Source organism: Solimonas terrae, assembly GCF_011067135.1.
Taxonomy (GTDB): domain Bacteria; phylum Pseudomonadota; class Gammaproteobacteria; order Nevskiales; family Nevskiaceae; genus Solimonas; species Solimonas terrae.
This window is the reverse complement of record NZ_JAAMOW010000009.1, coordinates 277,708-298,556: the sequence shown is the minus strand read 5'-3', so window position 1 is coordinate 298,556 and position 20,849 is coordinate 277,708. Positions and strand designations below refer to the sequence as shown.

The window sequence follows — 20,849 nt, the reverse complement described above, 5'->3', positions numbered from 1 at the left end:
TATCCACCGCGATGAGCGTAGATTCCATGTCCGGACTCCTCCTGTTGGACAGCTGATGATTCGCATCTCCAGCTTGGCACTTCGATGCCGCTCAAAACAGCGGGAGGAGTCCATTCCATCATTCCACCCGACGGCCACGCCTCCGGCGCGGCTTCCCTCGCTGACGCTCGGCGCGGGTGAACCTGAGCGTTGGGCGCGTGTGAAACTTTCTCAACTCGTTGCGGCTCTTGCGTTTGTAACTGTGGGTGTCGCGCAAGCCGGCAACCCTATTCCGCCACCGTCATGGCCGGTGCCGGACATCAGGCCCAGCGGAACGAAAATGCAACCCGTTACTGGCGTGACAGTTGGCGCATTTCGTGTGACTTTTGAGAGAACTACATTTAAAGACATCCTGTCCGCATTGGGGCCTGCGCCCATTGGGCAGCGAGGAGACGCCGGCGAGTTTCAAATGTGGATGTGCTACACGCTCCCGGCCGCACACGAGCGCATCTGGCTTACGTCAAGTGAGCTTGGCGGGCAGGAATACATTGACGGCATGGTTGCGAAGCAGCTCAAGAGCGCGGAGCCATATACTTCTCAGTGTCCTGTTCCGAGCGGCGAAGCCGCAAACGTCTCCATAGACAATGGCATCAGGCTTGGAGAGTCCGTCGACAAAATAAAAAGTATATTGGGCGCCCCCAACCACGCCCCTTCGTCCGTAATTTACTATCTGTATGAGGGAAAAGACGGCGAGTTCGACATCAGCAGCGTGTTGGCCTTAAAGCTCAACGAAGGCAGAGTTACTGAGCTTCATGCAAATCACACCACCACAAATTGAGCGGCACGCACCCAACCATCGGCTCAAGCCGACGTACCTGCCGCCGCTTCGCGTCGTCAGGCACGCGGCTTAGCCGGGGCGTTGATATGACTACCGCCGTCAAGAACGAGAGATGAAGTTTTTGCGGTTTTCAGTTCATCTGGTTTTCCGAATCTTCTGAAGGCGGCGCAGCCAGCACGCTCGACGGTTGCTCACGCTGATATACGCGGGTTGGATACCGCAGTGCTGTGATCCGTCCATGCGCCTGCCGCGGTCCAGGCACGCGAGTCGGCGATGTTCTGCCGTCGCCCAACGCCAACGCGGATTGCGAATATTCACCGGGCTGCGCCGCCGTCCGCGGAGGTCAGCGCCTGCGACCGCGGTAGTCATACTGTCTGGGCGTCACCAGAAACGGAGTGAAGAATGTCTGAGGGTGATCCAGAAATTGCGAGAGCCGCCATATTTGAGATCATTGAAAATCAAATTGAGGCAGGCACTCCGCCCGAAACCCAGCGGACGCTTAAACGCCTGATGGCGGAAGGTCGGTCTGAAGAAGAAGCTATGAAACTCATCGGGTGCGTTGTGACCACGGTGATATTTGGCATGTTGAAAGAGGGCAAGGCATATGATGAAGCTGCGTACATCAAGGCGCTTCTCGCGTTGCCAAGGTTGCCGTGGGAGTAGAGGTTGAACGGCCGGACAGATAGGTAACAGAAAAGTCCGGAGACATGGGTAACAGTCGCTGACTGAACGCACCGTTCGCTCGTCTCGCGGAGTCGGCGCAGGGAGAAGTGCGATGGCCATTCGAATCGTCAGGCTTGGGAGTGCCCGTCACGCAGACGAGGGCCTGAGAATCGGTACGGTCCGGCGACCGCCGCGCGGGGTACCGAAGTCCGGGTTCGCGTCCAGAAACTGGTACGACGTGTGGTATCCGAGCCTGTCGCCCAGCCCGGAAGCCGTGAAGCTCGGGCAGAAGACGCAGACTCCGGAGGCGTGGAAGGCGTTCGCCCGGAAGTACCGGCGCGAGATGGCGGCGCCGGATAACGCCAGGACCATCGCGCTGCTGGCGGCGCTGTCCCGGCATGCCAACTTCTCCGTCGGCTGCTATTGCGAGGATGAGACGCGCTGTCATCGCTCGGTTCTTCGCTTGCTGCTCGAGGAAGCAGGCGCGGAGACGCTGTAGCGGCGGCCCTCGCCGCGGCCGGAAACCCGGGGTTCCGCCGTGAACCGCGTCACGGCTCGCCCGCTGCCGGCGGCAGCATCTCCCGACACCGGAGCCGGACAAGCTGTCACAGTGCGTCCGTGCGGCGCACCGCGCCGTGCCCATCGAGTAACGGAGGGGATTGCAATGAAGACGATCAAGAGCCTGGCGCTGGGCGCCATCCTGGTGGCTGGTGTCGGTGTGGCGCAGGCGGAGATGTACAAGGACTACAGTCCGGGCAAGGGCGTCTGGGTGATACAGACGATCGAAGTCGATCCGAACCACGTCGACGATTACCTCGTCGGCATCAAGCAGAGCCTGGTGGCCGGCTTCGACATCCAGAAGAAGCACGGTCTGATTGACGACTACAAGATCTTTGCGCGCGATGGTGCGACGGCCGGCACACCGAATGTGATGTCGATGGTGCACTTCGTCAATGAAGCGGCACTGGCGCCGGATCAGAAGCGCGATCAGGCCATCGAGAAAGAGGAATTCGCCGCGTTCTCGAAGGAAGCCGGCGAGGCCGCCGTCAAGCAGTACGAGACTTATCGCAAGCTGATCGACAACGCCCGCTGGACCGAGATCGATTTCGGCAAGTGATGCGTGGGGCGGCGGCGCGCCGCCGCCCCGTTTCAGGAACACCGCGCTCAGGGCGCTGCGCGCTCCAGCGTGATCTCGACCGGCGTGCCGGGGTTGTGGCTGCGGATCGTGAACCGGTTGTCGCCGAGACTGACGATGTCGGTGGGATATGCGTTGCCTTCCTCGATCATCGTCAGGGCCCCGTTTTCGTAACGCCATTTGCCGAGCGTCGGCGTGCTGCCGCCGGCCGCGATGACGAGCGTGCCGTCCGACAGGAACACGTACAGCATGCCGGGCTCGATCGTCGACGAGGCGCTGACGCGCCAGACCCTGTCGCTGAAACTCGACGATGCGATCGCCTTGGCCGGCGCTGCCGGCGGCGCGACTGCCGATGCGGGTGCCGATGGCTTGCAGGCGGCGATCGCCAGCAGCGCGCCGATCAGCAATGTGGTGTGTCCGATTTTCATGAGAGCTCCGGAGATCGATGCGGGCGGGCGACGCCGGTCGTTCAGGCTTGCAGCGGCAGCGCGTAACTGCCGCTCGCATGCGCGACCGTCACGCCGGGCGCCGCTCCGGTCGAGATTTTCGCTTCCATCACCGCGAGCCGCCGCCCGAGCTTGAGAAAGCTGGCCTCGCCGATGACGTCGCCCGGCGCCGCCTTGGCGAGGAAGCGCAGGTTCATGTCGCTGGTCACTGCCATCAGCTGCGCTCCGAGATGGCCGAGCACGAGCGCGTACATCGCGCTGTCCGCAGCCGTGAACAGGGTCGGCCCGGACAGTACGTTGCCGGGCCGGATCATGGCGCCGTCGAACGGCAGACGGATGCGCGCGTAGCCGCTGCGCAGTTCCTCGACCCGCATGCCGCCCCGGCCGGCGGCGACCAGGCCGTCGCGGATCAGGGTTTCGACCGCTGCAGCGTCCAGCTTCAGATCCATCCGTATCCCCGCATTGCGTCCCAGATCAGTTTCAGCGACAGCGTGATCAGCACCACGCGGAACAGGCGCGCGAATGCACGCTCGCTGATGCGCCCGTTGAGGCGCTTGCCGAACAGCGTACCGGCGATCACCGCGGCGCACAGCGGCAGCAGACGCTGCGGCGCGGCGAGCGCGGAAAACCCGACGAGGCCGTAGGCCAGCACGCGCAGACCGTGGCCGAGCATCTGCGTCATCGCCAGCGTGCCGATCACGGTTTCCTTGCGCCAGTCCGGGCGGAAGAACAGGCGGCCGACGAACAGGCCGGTGGCGCCGACGAACAGGCCGAGACTGCCGTTGAGCGCACCGGCCAGCGCGAAGGCCGGGCGTGCCGGCGTCGGCCGCGTGCTCGCCTGCGGCACCAGCGACGCGAGAATCAGACCGGCGAGCACCAGCTTCACGGTGTCGGTGTCGACCCGGCCGACGAAGGGCGCGACCAGCAGCGTCGCGGGAATGCCGGCAAGCAGGAACCAGCCCGCGGCCGACCACTCCACGTCACGGATATAGGCGACGGTGCGCGAGCTGTTGGAGACGAACTGCACGGCCGCGAACAGCGGCACCGCCTCGCTCGGCGGCATGCCGAGCGCATAGAACACGCCGATCAGGATCGTGCCGCCGCCCAGACCCGCCGCACCCGACAGCGCCGAGGTCAGAAATCCGACCAGTGCCACCGCCAGATCCAGCGTGGTCATCGCGCGTCAGTTGCCGTGCCGCCGCTCTTCTTCATAGCGACGTTGCCCCTCGGCCTGGACGCGCCGCCAGATGATGTAGCTCTTGATCTCGGCGAGCGTGACCTTGCCGTTGTTGTCGGTATCGAGCTCTTCGAACTTGACGCCGGGCAAGGGGAAATTGGCGAACTCGTCGCGATCGAGCGCCTCGTCGCCGTTCTTGTCGGCAGCCTTGAAATCCTGACGCAGCTGCTCGCTGATCGGTTTTCTGTCCTGGCTCGCGCACGAAGCCGTCAGCACGAGCAGACACGTCAGCAGGAAAATGGCGGAGGCACGCATGCGGCGCTCATTGTGCCGCATCGGCCGCGGCACAGTGGCGGGTGTCGCAAACCGAAACAAAAAAGGGCGGCGGCGTGACGCTCCGCCGCCCTGGTCAAACCACCGCGATCAGCGACGGCGGAAACGCAGCCGCCGTCCGAGCGCAGCGAACAGCAGGCCGAACAGGGTCGCCAGCGGCAAGGCACCGCCGTTCTGACCGCTGCTGTCGACCGTCGACGAGCCGGTACCGGCATCGCCGGTGGTCGTACCGCCCGTCGTGGTGCCTCCAGTGGTGGTTCCGCCGGTGGTGGTGCCGCCCGTCGTGGTGCCGCCCGTCGTGGTGCCGCCGGTCGTTTCCCCGCCCGTCGTGGTTCCACCGGTCGTGGTGCCACCCGTGGTCGTACCACCGGTGGTTTCACCGCCCGTGGTGCTGCCGGTGGTTTCGCCGCCGGTCGTGCTTCCCGTGGTCGCTCCGCCCGTGGTCTCGCCACCGGTGGTGGTGCCTCCCGTTGTGGTGCCTCCCGTTGTGGTGCCGCCGGTCGTTTCACCCCCGGTCGTGCCCCCCGTCGGCAGGCACATGCCGTCTTCCGCGGACACGGCGTTGAATACCGGCGCGCTGGTGCCGGTCAGTTCGACATTGTCGACCGCCCAGCCATAGCCGCCGTTGAGTTCGTCGCTGGCGACATGGAAGCGGATCTGCGCGGTCTTGCCGGCGAGCAGCGTGCCGAAGTCGAGCACCGAGGTCTGCAGGCCGCTGTTGCTGTTGACGAACGCGCGATGCGCCAGCACCTGCGCGCGGCCGCTGTAGCCGTGCTGCGTGAAGCGCGCACCGAAGTCGGTGACTTCGGTCCAGGTCGCGCCGCCATCGGTGCTGACTTCGAGCACGCCGCCGTCGTAGCCGATGCCGATCACCGGCAGGGGCAGCAGCGACTCGAAGTCGTAGTGATGGTCGAACTTCATCGAGAAGCTGCCACCGGTCGGCACCGAGAACGACGGCGTCGCCAGATAGACGTTCGCGGTCGATTCCGGGTCCGGCGCGTACCAGATATGGCCGGAGCCCAGGTCATCGTTGTCGTCGACGATGTTCCACTGCGAGGTCGTGCCCTGCGAGACGCGTGTCCAGCCGCTGGCGGCGATCGCCGGGTACTCGAAGTCGTCCCTGGTCGCGGTCCTGGCGATGTCGTAGTTGGTGAGCAGATCGACGCTCGTCGCCTCCGGATAGTCGACGGCCGGGTCCGGCGTCGACGGCGGCGCGACGGTGATCGTCAGCGTCGCGGTTAGCGGCGATGTCGCATCGTCGGCCAGCGACACCCCGAGGCTGGCCGTTGCCGTGCTGCCGACGGCCGGCGCCACGAAGCTCAGGCTGTGGCTGGCCAGTGCCAGTGCCGGCGCGCTGCTGCTGACGCTGGCGGTGACGGTCTCACCCGGCGTGTAGGCGCCGTTGTTGAAAAGGGAGAACGTCAGCGTGCCGGTTTCGCCGGCGTCGAGAATGCCATCGTGGTCGCAGGCGTCGTTGCCGTCGGCGACGTCACCGATACCCGGTTCGAGTACCGGCGCCGGCGCCGCCAGCGCGACATAGTCTTCGACCGCGCCGACGTTGTCGGTGCTGCTGCGATCGGGCGCGACCGCGTGCAGGCCGAGGCCGCGCTTGGCGAACGCGCGCGCGGCGAGCGCGTAGTCGCCGGCGTCGGTGGCCAGCGCCGCCGCGAGCACGCCGTCGCGCGCCTCGGTGAAGGTCGGCGACGACGGCGTCATCTTCAGGCCGCCGATCACGTAATCCTTCATGCGGTCCTGCGCGGTCTGGAAGTCGTGGTGGTTGAGCAGCGAGGCATAGACCTCCCACAGCATTTCCGCCCAGACCTCGCCGACGTCGTGCACTTCCGAATTGCCGACACCGTCGGCGCCGAACGCCACCGGCGCGCCCTCGATCGGCACGCCCTCGGTGATGTGCTTGAAGGTCAGTGGATTGACGTCCATGCGCGTCGAGTACGGCGCGCGACGGATGCCGAAGTAGTAGTCCGGGATCACGTAGAAGCCGGTCGGATACGCGCCCTGGAAATGGTCGTTCGAATAGACCGACGAGCCGGCGTCGACATCTTCCGGACGCACGGCGAGCAGCAGCGAGTCGGTGTCGCTCCAGCCTTCACCCATGCCGCCGCCCTGCGTGTTCGACAGGCCCGAGCCATTGCCGACCAGACGGTTGCTGACGTGATGGAAGAATTCGTGGCTGATGACGAGTTCGTCGAGCGTGCCGTCGTAGTCGATCGACAGATTGCGCTTGACGTGCATGCTGACGCTGCCTGCCGCGAGCATCGCCTTGAGGGCGTCGCCATCGTCCTTGCGGATCATCACCGCCGGTACGGTGTACAGCTGTCCGGTGGTCACCGGCAGGCCGATCGGGATGTCGGGAATCGTCGAGTCCCCCATCGTGATCGGGTTGCCGTCGCCGTTGTTGATGACGACCATCGCCTTGGCGCCGGACAGCATCGCGAACTGTTCCTTGGCGGTGAACGAACAGGTGCCGCGATCGATGATCGCGATCTTGCCGAGCACGCTCGGATCCGGCAGCGAGGGGATCGCCGGGATCACGCCGAGGCCGGTCGGGTCGGGAATGCTCAGCAGGTCGTTGCAGCCGTTGGTGACCGGATCGCTGCCGTCGTTGACCAGCACGGCCTGCGCGGTGACGTCGAAGGTGTTCGGCCCGAAACCGGCACCGGAGAACTTCAGCGAAGCACCGGCGCTCGGTGCCGTGACCTTGACCTCGCCGCTGATCGGCCCGTCGAACAGATACATCTGCATGGTCGGCGAACCGCCGTCGGCGGGCGTCGCCATGTTGGCGTTGTTGCGACCGGACGAGTCCTGGCCCTGCGCGGAAATGGCGTCGCCCTCGACGCCGCCGCGACCGTAGTTGCTGGTCTGCGCGTTGCCGGCGACTTCGTTGAACCCGTGGTCGTACCACCAGTCGTGCAACCAGTTGTTCATGTAGAACAGGTTGATGATGGCGGCGTTCTTGGCGTTGACGCCGGACGGATCGTCGTCGGCGTGGATCGGATAGTCGAAGGTCTGCGCGCCGGTCAGCGTCGTGCGCAGATCGCCGGAACCGGGAATGTAGCCGTCGCCGGTCGGCAGGTCGACGGGCAGATTGAGCGGCACGCTAAGCTGCGGACCGGTATCGAGAAACGCATCGGCGTTGTTGCCGGTGGTGGTGGTCGCGTCGTTGGCCAGCCAGGGATCGCCGGTCGAGATCGGACCGCTGACCAGCGAGACCAGATTGGCGCCGGCATCGCTGCGCGCCAGCTCGTCGTCGATCCCGGTACCCGGGAACGGCAGGTAGCCATTGCCGAGCGGCGAATCGAACGGCTGATGAATGCCACTGCCGTCGGCGAACACGCGATACGAGAACGGCTGCGCCGCGTCATAGGCGACCAGATCCTTGGCGAACAACTTCGTGCCGTCCTCGCCGATCACGTACGACCAGGCTACCGTGGCCGGTGACGCGCCGCGGCGGCCGAAGATTTCGACGTAATAGGCCGGCACCAGTTTGTCGTGCGTGGCGTAGTAGACCGGTTTGACACGCGGCGGACGCGAGACGCCGAAGCCGCTGAGCAGGGTGTTGAGATTGAACAGGCGATAGTCGCCGCGCGTCGCGGTCTGCTGCAGCAGACCGCTGCCGACACTGACTCCGAGCTGGTGGAAGGCTCTCGACAGCGCCGCAGCCGCGGCGTCGCCGGCAAAGGCCTGCACGCGGCTCTGCTTCACATCGTCGGTATTCGCGAAATAGCCGGCGACCGCCACCGGGCGACCGCTGCGATCCATCGCCACGCTGAGTTGGCGATTGAAGACGTCGACACCGTTGACGCGTTGCTGGAAACGGGCGATGACCGGACCGTGGCCGAGATCCTGCAGATCGAGCAGCGGCGCGTGCTCGACGCTCGAAGCATTCAGCGCCAGCCGGCCGGCCTGCGAACGCAGGTACTGCCGCGCGAAGCTTTCCAGCGCCGGCTTGCGCGCAGCACCGATGTTGCCGACGGTCGGCGCACGGGCGTTGCGATCGGCCCAGACGAAGCTCGCGCCCTTCAGCGCCGCGTCGTAGTGCGGCTGCGCCGTCAATGCCGCCGCCTGTGCGATCGCGGTTTTGCCGTGCTGCGCCCAGAACGCGTCGTAGTTGCCGCTGCTACTGGCCGCACTCGCCGCCGTCGCCGCGCCCAGGACGAGCGCGCCCGTGAATAGTGTCCGCTTCATGAATCCCCCAAAAAGGCGGAAGCTCCGCCAATCCCCGAAATTGAGTCTCCGACTCTGAGCAACAACAATGCCGTCGTCACGTCGAATATGCCGCGATCGCGACTCCGGATTTCCCCTAGTACGTTTTTACCACGCCGGCAGATGCCGGCCGACGACGGCTCTGCGGTGTCATCCGACCGGGAAGCCGCGACGGGTCATCACGAGCCGCGGCGCACGCCCGATCGCGCGTCTTCTCCGCTTCACGACGGCCGGCCCGAAAGCCGCGCACCGCCGTCCGTGCCGCCGTTACAGCACCAGCACGGTGGCGAGAGTCAGCATCAGGCCCATGCCGGCGATGTCGGTGCCGGTGGTCAGGAAGATGCTCGACGCCGTGACCGGATCGGCGCCGAAACGGCGCAGCGTCAGCGGCACCATGACGCCGAACAGGCCGCTGAGCGTGCAGCCGCCGATCATCGCCAGCCAGATCACCAGCGCCAGCATCGGCGCCTGCGGATTGTGCTCGTGCGCGGCCGTCCACCACATCGCGGCGGCGGCGATCACGCCGGTGAAGCAGCCGTTCATGGCGCCCAGCATGAGTTCCTTGCCGATCAGCTTGCGCACCGGGAATTTCGCCAGATCGCCGAGCGTGATGCCGCGCAGGGTGATGGCCAGCGCCTGGCAGCCGGTGTTGCCGCTCTGCCCGGCGAGGATCGGCAGGAACGCGGCGAGCGCGACGATCTGCGAGATCGTGCCTTCGAACAGGGAGACGATGAAACCGGCCGCAAAGGCCGTCAGCAGGTTCACCTGCAGCCAGGGATGGCGCATGCGGAACGCGGTCCACAGCGTGGTATCGATACGCTCTTCCTTGTCGACACCGACCATCTGACCGGACTGGGCGGTGATCTCGATTGCCTGCTGCTCGAACAGCCGCCAGCCGCGGATCACGCCGCACATGCGCCCCTGCGCGTCGACCACCGGATAGACCGGGTAGTGGCGATGCACGGCAGCCTTGATGGCCTCGCTGGCATCGAGGTCCGGCGACAGGCTGAACGGTGCCGGCAGCATGATCTCCGACAGCGCCTGATCCGGACGCGACAGCAGCAGATCGCGAATCACGACCAGACCGCTCAATCGCTCGTCGCGATCGACGGTGTACAGATAGGTGATCTGCTGCGCATCGCGACTCGCGCGCAGGAATTCGATCGCGTCGTGAACGGTCGCGTGTTCGGGCAACAGGCCGGTGACCGGCTCCATCAGGTCGGCGACCGTGCCGGGCATCGCCGTGTCGGCGGTGACGCCATCGATCGGCCGCAGCGACGCCGGCAGATGGGTCGCGACATCGCGCGCGAAGTTGCGCGGCAGACGCTCGAATACCGCAGCGACCCGCTCCGGTGTTTCGTGCTTCAGCAACTCGGCGGCGTCGAGCGGCACACGGCTGACGACGGCACGCACAAGCTCCGACAATCCCTGATCGTCCATCTGCATCTCCGCAATTGACTTCAGCCGGACCGGCGCGATACTGCGTCGCTGCCGACCCGGCGCAGCTCCGTTGATCCTGACCCGATGCCCACTCTCTACGGAATGAGCGGTTCCGGCAACTGTTACAAGCCGGCGCTGCTGATGCAGCAACTCGGCCTCCCGTTCCGGTGGCAGGAGGTCGATGTCGTCGGCGGCGCGACGCGCGAAGCCGCGTTCCTGGCCCTGAACCCGAACGGCAAGGTGCCGCTGCTGGCGTTCGACGATGGCCGCACGCTGGCCGAGTCGAACGCCATGCTCTGCTATCTGGCGGACGACACGCCGCTGTTTCCGGCCGATCGCTGGCAGCGCGCGCAGATCCTGCAATGGCTGTTCTTCGAGCAGTACAGCCACGAACCGTATATCGCGACCGTCCGCTACTGGGTTCGTTATCTCGGCAAGGGCGAGGCGTGGGCCGACAAGATCCGTGACGCCATGGTCCGCGGCCACGCTGCCTTTGCGGTGATGGAAAGCCAGCTGCGCAAGACCCCGTTCCTGGCCGGCACGGCGTACTCGATCGCCGACATCGCGCTGTACGCCTACACGCACTGCGCCGGCGACGGCGGCTACCGGCTCGACGACTATCCGCAGATCGAAGCCTGGCTGCGACGGGTCGAACGGCAGCCGGGTTTCGTGGCCATGCCGGGCACGCCATGATCGCCGACGCGAACACCCTGACCGCCGCCGCGCGACTCGCGCTGGTCGCTGCCGGCCTGTTCTTTCTCGCCGGCCTGCTGACCGGCGTCTGGAAGTACGCGCACATCGCCCGCCGCGACGACGCGCAGGCGCCGTCGTACGTCGACATCGCGCATCGTGCGGCGCTGATGTACGCGTTTGCCGCGCTGCTGATCGCACAGTTCGCGCAGTTGTCGGTCTGGGATGCAGCGGTGAACCTGTGGGCGACCGCACTGCCGCTGGCGTTTTTCGCGCTGGCGATCGGCGGCTACGTGCTGCACGGCTGGCTGGGCGACACCGACAATCAGTTCCGGCGTCCGCAGCGCATCGGCGGACTGACGCTGCCGAAGCACGGACTGGCCGTGTTCATGGTGCTGCTGGTGCTGGCGGAGGTCGGCGGCTTCGTCGTGCTGTTCGCCGGCGCCCTGCGCGCACTGCGTCTGCCCTGACGCCGCTCAGGGCGTGCCGAGCGATGGCGCCCGGGCTTCGAGTGCGCCGAGCGCTGCGAGCAGGCCCGGGTCGGCGGCTATGCGTTCCCGGAACCAGTCCTGCGCGCGCCCCGGCTCGCCAGGCCAGATGCAGGATCGCCGGCGCTCGCGGCGCTTCCAGCTCGCGGCCGATCAGGGCGCCGTCCGCGAGATGCGGTTTGACCATGTAGTGCGGCAGAAAGCCGATGCCCAGACCGGCAAGCTGGGCGGCCAGCTTGGCGCCCAGGGTCGGCACGATCAGCGTGTCCTGCCCGTCGAGAATGCCGGTCGAGCGCGGCGCCAGCTTGCGCGACGAGTCGGCGGCAACGACCGCGCGATGGCCGATGATCTGCTCGAAGCGCAGCGGTTCCGGCAGTGTCGCCAGCGGGTGCCAGCGGGCAACCACGAACGTGAACGGCACCGAGCACCAGCGCCGACTGGCGAGGCCGTATCCCTGCGGCATTTCACCGGCGGCACCGATCGACAGGTCGGCGCGGCGATCGATCAAGGCATCCCAGGCGCCGCCGAAGGTCTCGCGTGTCAGACGGATGCGCGTGCCGTTGCCGAGCCGGTCGAATTCGGCGATCAGCGGAAAGATCAGCTCCAGCGGCACGATCTCGTCGATCGCCATCGTCAGCTGCATTTCCCAGCCGTGCGCGGCGCGCTTGACGCCGTTTTCCAGACTCTCGGCCTCGCGCAGCAGATGCCGGCCGCGTTCGACCAGCGCCTTGCCGGCCTCGGTCAGCCGCGGCCGCTTGCCACTGCGGTCGAACAGCTGCACCTCGAGATCGGATTCCAGCTTCTGCACGGTGTAGGTGATCGCCGACGGCACGCGATGCAGGGCGTCGGCAGCCCTCGCGAAGCTGCCGTGCTCGACGATCGCATCCAGGGTTTCCAGCGCATCGAGTGTCAGACGCATGGTGACCGCTCCACGAATCCCGCGATCCGGCTGCCGTTACGGCATCGGTCCTCACCGCCATTGTGCGCCTGCCGCGCCAGCACTCCGATGCGGCAGCTCCGTCGCATCCCGGCCGGCGCGCGCCACAACCGGGCGACGACGGAGCTGATTGGCGTTAACAGGCCCTAGCGGAAGTCGGCCGCCATGTGGATCGAGAAGTCCGGCGACGATTCGGTGATCACGTCTTCCTGGACACCGAGCCAGGTCGAGATGCCGGCGGCGCTGCGGTAGCGGAACCCGAATGACAACTGGCCGCCGGGCCGCGACAGGGCATCGAGATCGGAATGCCGATAGAGCGGCGCATGCAGATAGAACTGCGCGCCGAGGTCCAGTGCCGAGGTCAGACCGTAGCCCAGCGAGGCCCAGCCGAACGGAATGAAGTCCTGCTGCTGGCCATCGAGCGGCCCGTCGCCGTGCACGCCGCTGACACCCGCCGCGAGCGAACCGCTCCAGGGACCGAGCGTGGTGAACGCGAAACCCTGTTCGTACCAGACCGCCAGGCCGAGGCTGCCGCCCATGAGCTGATCGGCGTTGCCGGTCGGCAACTGCAGCATCGCCCGCCAGCAGCCGCCGCTCTGGTTGCAGCGCGCGGCGAACAGGCGCGCATCGCCGAGGCCGCTGTGGCCATGCTCGTCATCGAGCACGCTGACGCCGTTGTCGCTGTAGCGGTAGGCGTATTTGCCGCGCGGCCGCTGTTCACGGCCGCCGTTGGGCAGCCCGAACCAGCGGTGCCAGTTCTCGATCAGGCCGTCGAGCGTGCCGCCGCCGGTGAACAGCAGCGGCAGTTCGGCACCGAACAGCCATGGCCCGTAGCGCAGCCGGCCGCCCAGCCCCAGGCGCAGGCTTTCGCCGTCGAGCAGCAGGGTCTCGCCACCGCTCTGGTCGGCGACGAATTCATTGGTCCAGTCGAGCGTGACCCGGTAGCCGCTGCCGGTACTGTCGGCCTGCGGCGTCGGCAGCGGCGCATAGCGCGCCAGCGCCGCCTGGTTGAAGGTGCCGAACACGAACGGGGTGTCGGCGGCGAATGCCGCCGGGCTCGACAGCAGGGCGGCGAGCAGCAGCGAGGACGGGATCAGGCGCGGCATGGGTCAAGGCCCGGCGAGGAAAGGTGGCGGCGATTGTGCACGGCGCGCGCACTCGGGGGAAACACCCAGCGCAAAGGCGAAACTGTTAGGATTTGCGCCCGTTTGGCTTCACAGCAAGGTTTTGCGTCATGCGTCTCGTCACCGAAAACACGCGAATCAAGTCGATCCGGCCGGTTTCCACGCCGGCCGAAGTTCAGGCCGAGCTGCCGGCCAGCGACAGCGCCACGAAGACCACCTTCGATACCCGCCGCGAAATCCAGGACGTGCTGTACGGCCGTGACGACCGCCTGCTGGTGATCGTCGGGCCGTGCTCGATCCACGACCCCAGGGCGGCGCTCGAATATGCGAACCGCCTGAAGGCGCTGCGCGCGCAGCTCGACAAGCACCTGCTGATCGTCATGCGTGTCTATTTCGAGAAGCCGCGCACCACGGTCGGCTGGAAGGGCCTGATCAACGATCCGGACCTCAACGACAGCTACGACATCAACAAGGGCCTGCGCGTCGGGCGCGAATTGCTGCTGCAGCTCAACGAGATGGGCATTCCGGCCGGCGTCGAATACCTCGACATCCTGACGCCGCAGTACCTGACCGATCTGGTCGCCTGGGGCGCGATCGGCGCGCGCACCACCGAATCGCAGCTGCATCGCGAGCTGGCGTCGGCGCTGTCCTGCCCGGTCGGCTTCAAGAACGGTACCGAAGGCTCGGTCAAGGTGGCGGTCGACGCCGTGATGTCGGCCAGGCACCCGCACCGCTTCCTGTCGCTCAACCAGCAGGGCCAGATCGGCATTTTCGAGACCAATGGCAATGAAGACTGCCATGTGATCCTGCGCGGCGGCAGCGCCGGCACCAACTACGACGCCAAGAGCGTCGACGCAGCCTGCGCGGCGCTCACCAAGGCCGGCCTGCGGCCGCAGGTGATGATCGATTTCAGCCACGCCAATTCGAGCAAGCAGCACAAGCGCCAGGTCGTGGTCGGCCATGACGTCGGCCATCAGATCGCCGGCGGCGACGACCGCATCATCGGCGTGATGATCGAATCGCATCTGGTCGAGGGCCGCCAGGACATCGGCGACAACATGCAGTACGGCCAGTCGGTGACCGACGCCTGCATCCACTGGGACGATACCGCCGAGCTGCTGCGCCATCTCGCGACCAGCGTCGAACAGCGTCGTCTGCGCCACGCACGCAGCGCCTGATTGCACGATCGGATGCAGAAGGCCCGCGGCGAAATCCGCGGGCCTTCTGTTTTCGGCAGATGCGGCACGAGCCGCGATGTCTTGCCGGGGAAGCGGGCCTTGATCGCGCCTTGCGCCGCTCCTGCAGGCGACGACCGTCGCGCTACTGCAGCGCGCTGGCCGGCACCACCGGCAACACGACACTGCTCGGATGCGCGGCATCGCTGTAGATCGTCAACGCACCAGCCAGCGACTGCAGCAGCGTCGGCACCGGCGGCACGCCCTGCGGCAGATCGCTGGCACCAACGGCAACGCGCAGCTTGTGGCCCTTGGCGATCAAGGCACTGGTCGCGAAGATCTCGACCGGCACCAGCACCGCATTGCCGCTGCCGACCGCCTGCACCGACGCCTGCGTGTACGGATGCCATGGCTGGATCATCTGGCCGTCGAGCAGACGCGAGCGGCTGGCATCGACCATGCGCAGCGAGGCGGTCTGGATGCCATTGGTCAGCGACTTTGCCGTACCGCTTTCGTCGACGTCATCGACACGCACCGACAACGAGGCGTCGCTGGCGGTCGTCGACATCCAGATGTCGGCTTCGATCGGGCCGTTGAGGTAGTAGTCGTCGGCCATCGCCGGCGTTTCGTATTTCACGCTCAGCGTTTCCGCGGTATTGCTGTTCTGGAAGCACGGCAGCGGGATATAGCCGAGCAGGCCGGCAGTCCACTGCGACGTGCTGATCGAGCACAGACCTTCGATCGGCAGCTGCAACACGGTGTTCGCCGCTTCGTCCGTCGCCGGCTGGTCTTCACTCAGGCTCTTGTCGCCGTGCATGTAGAGCCGCTGCGCGTGGACGTCGGGATGCGGCCAGTCGCTGGCCGTCACGTAATGTTCGAGGCCTGTGACGTACTGCGTGACGTTCGGCATCGTGTCGGCGCCGACTTTCATGCCCTTCACGTACTGGTCGAACCAGCGCAGCTCGATGTGATTGAGCGGCGGTACGCCGTCGGCCGGCAGACCGGAACCGACCGCGGCTTCGACATGCGTCCACGGCCCGATCAGCAGCTTGGCCGGCGCGTTGTGCTTGATGCGCTCGTAGCTGATCGGTTCGCTGCGCTGGAAGAGGTCGTGCAGACCGCCGACGATGAACGTCGGCACCGTGATCTTCGCGTCGTTCTCGAGCGGCGAACGGACCTTCCAGAAATCGCCGTCGTAGGCCGTGTCCGGATCGCCGGTCAGCGCATTGAGGATGGTCGGCACCTGGAAGTTGGCGACGGCGCTGAGCAGGTGATCGAGCGTCGCCGGCAGGCCGGTCGCCGGATCGGTGAGGATGGTCGGATTGGTCAGGCCGAGTACCGACACCAGCCCGAGCCAGAGCGGGATGAAGGTCGGATTGACCTGACCGCCGGTGAAGACGATGTCGCGATAGCCGTCGCCGATCGGCACGATCGGAAACGCCGCCTTGACCGCCGGATGGCCCTGCGCCGCCGTGATGATCGCGGTGATGCCGAGATACGACACGCCGTAGACACCGATGCGGCCATCGTTGAACGACTGCTGCGTCACCCAGTCGACCACTTCCGCGTAGTCGGCCTGCTCGTCTTCGCCGAAGGCTTCCCACTCGCCTTCGGACTGGCCGGTGCCGCGCACGTCGACGACGACGCTCACGTAACCGTGTTCGACGATGTACGAATCGGCCCCGCCGATCGCGGGAACCGCGCTGCCGGCGGCGCCGTTGTACGAGGTCTGCACCAGCACGACCGGCAGCGGCGTGTCGATCGCATTGCCATCGGCGTCGGCCGGCACGGTCACGTAGGCGGCCAGCTTCACGCCGTCACGCATCGTGATGTACTGCAGCGGCAGGGTCTTGGTGCCCGGGTACAGCGTCGCCGGATCGTAGTCGCTCCAGGTCGCGCCGGCATTGCCGGTGATGGTCTTGGCCGGCGCAGCGGGCTCGGCGCGCGTGCCGAGCGTGGTGGACGACCCCGACCCGCCGACCGCATCGGTGGAACTCGACGCGCCACAGGCGGCCAGCATCGTCAGCGTGCTGACCGCTGCGAGCTGCAGGCAGCGAGCGGTGATCGTCGAAATGAGGGTGCTGCGCATGCTGTCTCCCCTGAAGATGTCGGTGTCGTCGGCTCTGGCCTGGCCGCTGCCGGTACTGTAATCAAACTTTCCGCCATCGACCTTGGCTGCACCGGCGCGCATCGGCGGCACGGCGGCCGACCGGTCGCGGCGATCATGCCGGCGGACAGCTCGCGACGCCGCAGCCCGATCGCTCAGCCGCTGCGCCCGGCGCCACCGCCGCCGAAGCGGCCGCCAAAGCCGCGTCGCGCCGCCCACCACAGACCGCCGGCGATCGCACTGCCACCCCCGGCCGCGCCCAGCTGTCCGCTCTCGCCGATGATCGACAGCAGCACGGCCAGGCCGCCGAGCGGCAGCAGGATCAGCAATGCGACGGCGAAGCCGGCACGCGCATAGCGGCGGGCTCGCGCGCTGCCGTCGCGCCTGGCGCGCGCGTCGGCAAACAGATGGACGATGACCGCGCCGGTGAACACGGTTGCGGCCAGCAGGGCCCAGGGCAGTACCGGATCAACCACGCCGTGCAGGCTGATCATCGCCAGGATCAGCACGAACACGAAGTGCATCAGGCTGCGCAGGGTCACCATCAGGCGCTGCGCCGGGCGGCCCGGAAACAGCGTCGCCGCCAGTCCGATCGTCAGCAGGCCGGCGAACGCCAGCGCCGCCCAGAGCGGAAACTCCATCGCCACCACGCCGACCCCGACGAACAGGCTCAGCCACGAGAAGAACAGCAACAGGCCCAGCAGCTTGCCGACCACCAGCAGGCCGCGCAGCCAGGCGTGGCCGATCGGACGACGCATGCCGATCAACCCCCAGAGCACCGGCAAGGGCAGCGCAAGCAGCGCGGCCGCCAGCGTGGCGTCCTGACGCCCCCACACGACATGGGCGGCAGCGCCGATCATCAGCGCGAACAAGGGTGCGCTGGCAACGGCGCCCCAGAGCCCCATGAACAGGGGGAACAGGGCGAACGGCGAGAACACGACGAGCACGAACGCCAGATTCCATTCCGGGTGGCCTTCGAACAGTGTCGTGGTCGATGCGTCGCTTTTCGCCTCTGCCGCCGCCGGCAGGGTCGCATCGACGGCATCGAGCAAGCGGTCCAGGCCGGCCGCCAGCGTGCCGTCGTGCAGTGACGGCAGCAGTGCATCGACCCAGCGCGAGGCGATGGCGTCCGGAATGTCGCCTTCGAGGCCGTAGCCGACTTCGATCCGCGCCGCATGCGCGGGCGGCACGATCACGATCAACAAGCCGTCATCGCGCCCGGCCCGCCCCAGCTGCCAGGCCTCGGCGACCTGCAGGGCATAGTCGCTGAGCGGCGCACCGCCGGTGTCCGCGACGATCAGGATCGCAATCTGCGCGCGGCCGCTGTCGTCGAAGGCCTGCAGCCGCTGCGTCAGCGCGACACGGGCGTCATCGTCCAGGCTGCCGGTCGTGTCGACCAGCGGCGAGTCGAGTGCCGGCACCGCAGCATGCGCGGCCAGGCTGAACCACAGCCCGAACACCGCCGCCCAGCCGAGTGCCCCCGCACTACGCATGACTCCATCCCGCGCGCGGCCCCGGCGCCGCGCCCTGACAACCGGAACATCGCGACGACTTCCGGCCTAGAAGTGCTCGCCCTTGAACAGGTTGGCGAACACCACCTGCTCCAGCGTCGGCTTGACGCCTTCCTTGCGGCCCTTGGCAGCCGACGAGGACGGGAACAGATGGAAGCCCTTGTTGAGGATGTAGTCGTTGAGCTTCGGCCACAGCGCGTACGACACGGCAGCGGCGGTGCCGAGCGGCGTGGCGATCGACTTCGGCTTGTGCAGGATCGCCCTCATCACCGTGTCGCCGGCCTTGTCCGGCGACCAGGTCGGCACGTAGTCGTAGATCTTGGTCGGCGCGATCATCGGCGTGCGTACCAGCGGCATGTAGATCGCGGTGACGTCGATGTTGCAGTGCTTGACCTCGGCCGACAGGCAGCGCGAGAACGCATCGAGCGCGGCCTTCGATGCGACATACGCCGAGAAGCGCGCGGCGTTGGCAAGCACGCCGATCGAGCTGATGTTGATGATCTGGCCGCTCTTGCGCTGCGCCATCGTCGGCAGGAACGCCAGGATCATGCGCACCGCGCCGAAGTAGTTCAGCTGCATGGTGCGCTCGAAGTCATGGAAGCGCGTCGTCGCCTCCATCACCGCGCGGCGGATCGAGCGGCCGGCGTTGTTGACGAGGATGTCGACATGGCCGAAGTCGCGCAGGATCTCGGCGCAGCAGGCATCGATCGCCTTCAGATCCGACAGATCGCAGGGATAGACGTGCGCTTCGCCGCCGGCCTTTTCGAGAATGTCGCGCGTCTGTTCGAGCTTCTCGCGGGTGCGCGCGACGAGAATGACCTTGGCGCCGGCCGCCGCCAGCTTCTTGGCCACCACGAAGCCGATGCCGCTGGATGCGCCGGTGACGACCGCCACCTTGCCCGACACGCGCTGCACGGCGCCGCGCGGCAGCTTGGTGTCGAGATCGAGATACAGCTCCCAGTACTGCCAAAGCTTTTCGCAGTAGTCGCGGATGTCCGGGCACTGGATGCCCGAACCCTTGAGCGCCTTGCGGGCTTCCTTGTCGTCGAACACGGCGCGGTTGATCACGTAGCCGAGCACCGAAACCGGAATGCCGATCGCGTTCGAAATGCGCTTCTTGATCGGCGGCGGAACCGCATCGGCGACCCGCTCGCCGAGCATCTTGACCTGCGGCGGGATCGCCGGCACTTCCAGTTCCTTGGCGAAGTGCGGCCCGTGCGAGGCCTCCATGATGGTCTGCATCAGTTCGCCGACGGTGGGCGAGTGTGACTGGATCAGGCAGAAGCACTTGCCGTCGAGGCCGGGCTTGTGGGCGATGTGGTCCATCGCCCTGGCGACGTAGTCGACCGGCGCGATCGGCACCTTGCCGCCGGTGACGCCGAGCAGCGGCAGCCATTTCGGCACCGCGTGGCTGAGCCGCTGCACGCTCTTGAAGAAGTAGTAGGGGCCGTCGATCTTGTCCATCTCGCCGGTCTGCGACGAACCGACCACCGCACCCGGGCGGTAGATGCGGAACGGCACCGTCGCCTCGTCGCGAACGATCTTCTCGGACTCGAACTTGGTGCGGAAATACGGATGGCCGAGGCGCTGGCCTTCATCGAACATGTCCTCGGTGAAGCGGCCGGAGAAATCGCCGCCGGCGACCGCGACGCTGGAGACGTGGTGCAGGCGCACATCGCCGCCGAGTTCGTTGACGAACGCCACGACGTTGCGCGTGCCTTCGTTGTTGATGCGATTGCCGGTCGCATCGTCCATGTTCATGTCATAGACGGCGGCCAGGTGGAAGACGTGGTCGACCTTGCCCTTGAGCTTCTTGCGGTCGGCGTCCGAGATCAGACCCGGCTCGGTGACGTCGCCATGCACGGCATGCAGGCGCTTGCCGGCGTCGCCGTAGCGCTCCTGCAGCGCGTCGAACTTTTCCTGCGAACTGGCTCGCACCAGGGCGTAGACCTTGGCGTCTTCGCGCGCCAGCAGTTCGCCGATCAGAAACTTGCCGATGAAACCTGTCGCGCCGGTCACGAAGTAATTCATTCGTGTCCCCCTGGTTGTCGTTTTTGGATGGGCTCATCTTAGCGGACCGCCGCGGCCGATGAACTTGCCGCAGCGCACGGCCAAGGCTGCGTCCACGGCCAAGTCCGTCCACTGCGGATGCACAGAGTAGCGCCAAATCAGCGGCGCGGGCGTGACACTACTTGCGCAGCAATTCCGCCTCAGGAATCCAGCCGGCGTCGGTCGCGGTGTCGACCAGCCACCATGGCCCTTCGCTGTTGAGCGTGCGTGCCTTGAGCTTCACCAGCGTGCCCGGCGCCAGCTTCTCGGCGACCTCACCCTTGCCCTGCGGGTGCAGCATCAGGGCGGTCGCGGCTTTCAGGTCGACGACGTCGCCCTGCTTGAGCGAGGTCGACAGGCCCGGCGGCAGATATTGCGGCGGCGCCAGCGGCGCGGAGACGTTCCGTGCCGTCAGCGGCTTCGGCGCATCGCTGCCGCAGGCGCCCAGCAGCAGGGCGGTGGCGCCCAGCAGCAGGGTGGCGGCGATCGAGATCGGTCGGCTTGTGGTGTTCATGTTCCCTCCGCGGCCGGAGCAG

At 66.7% G+C, this 20,849-nt stretch carries 19 protein-coding genes; 7 read left to right on the top strand and 12 right to left on the bottom strand.

Annotation, left to right across the window (positions count from 1 at the left end; all coding sequences use genetic code 11):
• From G7Y85_RS17725 to G7Y85_RS17710, 4 genes are all read left to right on the top strand, one after another.
• Positions 1-817 (top strand): hypothetical protein (locus G7Y85_RS17725; RefSeq protein WP_206675608.1); only part of this gene is annotated, 817 nt, incomplete at its 5' end.
• 402 nt (positions 818-1,219) lie between these two features.
• Entirely contained in the window at positions 1,220-1,480 is a 261-nt protein-coding gene (locus tag G7Y85_RS17720) for a hypothetical protein (protein WP_166260485.1), read from the top strand.
• Between the two features lie 112 nt (positions 1,481-1,592).
• Entirely contained in the window at positions 1,593-1,979 is a 387-nt protein-coding gene (locus G7Y85_RS17715) for a DUF488 domain-containing protein (protein WP_166260482.1), read from the top strand.
• A 165-nt stretch (positions 1,980-2,144) separates the two neighbouring features.
• Entirely contained in the window at positions 2,145-2,597 is a 453-nt protein-coding gene (locus G7Y85_RS17710) for a hypothetical protein (protein WP_166260478.1), read from the top strand.
• Positions 2,598-2,644: 47 nt separating this feature from the next.
• On the opposite strand, the gene G7Y85_RS17705 is transcribed toward G7Y85_RS17710, so the two are convergent.
• From G7Y85_RS17705 to G7Y85_RS17680, 6 genes are all read right to left on the bottom strand, one after another.
• Positions 2,645-3,043 carry a hypothetical protein gene (locus G7Y85_RS17705; RefSeq protein ID WP_166260475.1) on the bottom strand — a complete coding sequence of 133 codons (399 nt, stop codon included), beginning with the start codon at positions 3,041-3,043 and terminating at the stop codon, positions 2,645-2,647.
• Between the two features lie 41 nt (positions 3,044-3,084).
• The gene (locus tag G7Y85_RS17700; protein ID WP_206675607.1) at positions 3,085-3,510 is read right to left on the bottom strand and encodes a PaaI family thioesterase; all 426 of its coding nucleotides are present in this window, start codon (positions 3,508-3,510) and stop codon (positions 3,085-3,087) included.
• Positions 3,501-4,238, bottom strand: coding sequence for a sulfite exporter TauE/SafE family protein (locus tag G7Y85_RS17695; protein WP_166260472.1), 738 nt, complete (start codon positions 4,236-4,238; stop codon positions 3,501-3,503). The genes G7Y85_RS17700 and G7Y85_RS17695 overlap by 10 nt, the downstream gene beginning before the upstream one ends.
• A gap of 6 nt (positions 4,239-4,244) precedes the next feature.
• Entirely contained in the window at positions 4,245-4,553 is a 309-nt protein-coding gene (locus tag G7Y85_RS17690; protein WP_166260469.1) for a hypothetical protein, read from the bottom strand.
• Between the two features lie 108 nt (positions 4,554-4,661).
• Complete coding sequence (locus tag G7Y85_RS17685; RefSeq protein ID WP_166260466.1) at positions 4,662-8,774, bottom strand: M36 family metallopeptidase; 4,113 nt, start codon at positions 8,772-8,774, stop codon at positions 4,662-4,664.
• A 285-nt stretch (positions 8,775-9,059) separates the two neighbouring features.
• On the bottom strand, positions 9,060-10,232 hold the full coding sequence (locus G7Y85_RS17680) for a magnesium transporter (RefSeq protein ID WP_166260463.1): 1,173 nt from the start codon (positions 10,230-10,232) through the stop codon (positions 9,060-9,062).
• Between the two features lie 84 nt (positions 10,233-10,316).
• On the opposite strand from G7Y85_RS17680, the gene G7Y85_RS17675 reads away from it, so the two are divergent.
• Together G7Y85_RS17675 and G7Y85_RS17670 are read left to right on the top strand one after the other, a co-directional pair.
• Positions 10,317-10,925, top strand: coding sequence for a glutathione S-transferase family protein (locus tag G7Y85_RS17675; protein ID WP_166260460.1), 609 nt, complete (start codon positions 10,317-10,319; stop codon positions 10,923-10,925).
• The gene (locus tag G7Y85_RS17670; protein ID WP_166260457.1) at positions 10,922-11,392 is read left to right on the top strand and encodes a hypothetical protein; all 471 of its coding nucleotides are present in this window, start codon (positions 10,922-10,924) and stop codon (positions 11,390-11,392) included. Before G7Y85_RS17675 ends, G7Y85_RS17670 begins: the two co-directional genes overlap by 4 nt.
• Here G7Y85_RS17670 and G7Y85_RS17665 read toward each other — a convergent pair.
• Positions 11,310-12,329, bottom strand: coding sequence for a LysR family transcriptional regulator (locus G7Y85_RS17665; protein WP_241696251.1), 1,020 nt, complete (start codon positions 12,327-12,329; stop codon positions 11,310-11,312). The two genes, G7Y85_RS17670 and G7Y85_RS17665, sit on opposite strands and share 83 nt — an antisense overlap.
• Before the next feature lie 164 nt (positions 12,330-12,493).
• A complete protein-coding gene (locus G7Y85_RS17660; RefSeq protein WP_166260454.1) occupies positions 12,494-13,453 on the bottom strand; it encodes a DUF3187 family protein in 960 nt (319 codons plus the stop codon).
• A gap of 128 nt (positions 13,454-13,581) precedes the next feature.
• Here G7Y85_RS17660 and G7Y85_RS17655 point away from each other — a divergent pair, with 128 nt between their 5' ends.
• A complete protein-coding gene (locus tag G7Y85_RS17655) occupies positions 13,582-14,649 on the top strand; it encodes a 3-deoxy-7-phosphoheptulonate synthase (protein ID WP_166260451.1) in 1,068 nt (355 codons plus the stop codon).
• 142 nt (positions 14,650-14,791) lie between these two features.
• Here the strand turns inward: G7Y85_RS17655 and G7Y85_RS17650 are convergent, their stop codons facing one another.
• The 4 genes from G7Y85_RS17650 to G7Y85_RS17635 all read right to left on the bottom strand — a co-directional run bounded on the left by G7Y85_RS17650 (position 14,792) and on the right by G7Y85_RS17635 (position 20,827).
• Positions 14,792-16,666 carry a CocE/NonD family hydrolase gene (locus G7Y85_RS17650; protein WP_436286644.1) on the bottom strand — a complete coding sequence of 625 codons (1,875 nt, stop codon included), beginning with the start codon at positions 16,664-16,666 and terminating at the stop codon, positions 14,792-14,794.
• Positions 16,667-16,908: 242 nt separating this feature from the next.
• A complete protein-coding gene (locus G7Y85_RS17645; protein WP_166260445.1) occupies positions 16,909-18,246 on the bottom strand; it encodes a TPM domain-containing protein in 1,338 nt (445 codons plus the stop codon).
• A 66-nt stretch (positions 18,247-18,312) separates the two neighbouring features.
• Positions 18,313-20,295, bottom strand: a complete 1,983-nt coding sequence (locus tag G7Y85_RS17640; RefSeq protein WP_166260442.1) for an SDR family oxidoreductase — start codon at positions 20,293-20,295, stop codon at positions 18,313-18,315.
• 157 nt (positions 20,296-20,452) lie between these two features.
• Positions 20,453-20,827: a hypothetical protein gene (locus G7Y85_RS17635; protein WP_166260439.1), complete on the bottom strand. Its 375-nt coding sequence runs from the start codon at positions 20,825-20,827 to the stop codon at positions 20,453-20,455.
• Positions 20,828-20,849: the final 22 nt, after the last annotated feature.

Coding starts and splice junctions, on each gene's coding strand:
- G7Y85_RS17655 (WP_166260451.1), top strand. CDS start 13,582: ATGCGTCTCGTCACCGAAAACACGCGAATCAAGTCGATCCGGCCGGTT.
- G7Y85_RS17670 (WP_166260457.1), top strand. CDS start 10,922: ATGATCGCCGACGCGAACACCCTGACCGCCGCCGCGCGACTCGCGCTG.
- G7Y85_RS17645 (WP_166260445.1), bottom strand. CDS start 18,246: ATGCGTAGTGCGGGGGCACTCGGCTGGGCGGCGGTGTTCGGGCTGTGG.
- G7Y85_RS17705 (WP_166260475.1), bottom strand. CDS start 3,043: ATGAAAATCGGACACACCACATTGCTGATCGGCGCGCTGCTGGCGATC.
- G7Y85_RS17690 (WP_166260469.1), bottom strand. CDS start 4,553: ATGCGTGCCTCCGCCATTTTCCTGCTGACGTGTCTGCTCGTGCTGACG.
- G7Y85_RS17635 (WP_166260439.1), bottom strand. CDS start 20,827: ATGAACACCACAAGCCGACCGATCTCGATCGCCGCCACCCTGCTGCTG.
- G7Y85_RS17720 (WP_166260485.1), top strand. CDS start 1,220: ATGTCTGAGGGTGATCCAGAAATTGCGAGAGCCGCCATATTTGAGATC.
- G7Y85_RS17685 (WP_166260466.1), bottom strand. CDS start 8,774: ATGAAGCGGACACTATTCACGGGCGCGCTCGTCCTGGGCGCGGCGACG.
- G7Y85_RS17695 (WP_166260472.1), bottom strand. CDS start 4,238: ATGACCACGCTGGATCTGGCGGTGGCACTGGTCGGATTTCTGACCTCG.
- G7Y85_RS17650 (WP_436286644.1), bottom strand. CDS start 16,666: ATGCTGGCCGCCTGTGGCGCGTCGAGTTCCACCGATGCGGTCGGCGGG.
- G7Y85_RS17715 (WP_166260482.1), top strand. CDS start 1,593: ATGGCCATTCGAATCGTCAGGCTTGGGAGTGCCCGTCACGCAGACGAG.
- G7Y85_RS17665 (WP_241696251.1), bottom strand. CDS start 12,329: ATGCGTCTGACACTCGATGCGCTGGAAACCCTGGATGCGATCGTCGAG.
- G7Y85_RS17700 (WP_206675607.1), bottom strand. CDS start 3,510: ATGGATCTGAAGCTGGACGCTGCAGCGGTCGAAACCCTGATCCGCGAC.
- G7Y85_RS17675 (WP_166260460.1), top strand. CDS start 10,317: ATGCCCACTCTCTACGGAATGAGCGGTTCCGGCAACTGTTACAAGCCG.
- G7Y85_RS17680 (WP_166260463.1), bottom strand. CDS start 10,232: ATGGACGATCAGGGATTGTCGGAGCTTGTGCGTGCCGTCGTCAGCCGT.
- G7Y85_RS17660 (WP_166260454.1), bottom strand. CDS start 13,453: ATGCCGCGCCTGATCCCGTCCTCGCTGCTGCTCGCCGCCCTGCTGTCG.
- G7Y85_RS17710 (WP_166260478.1), top strand. CDS start 2,145: ATGAAGACGATCAAGAGCCTGGCGCTGGGCGCCATCCTGGTGGCTGGT.
- G7Y85_RS17640 (WP_166260442.1), bottom strand. CDS start 20,295: ATGAATTACTTCGTGACCGGCGCGACAGGTTTCATCGGCAAGTTTCTG.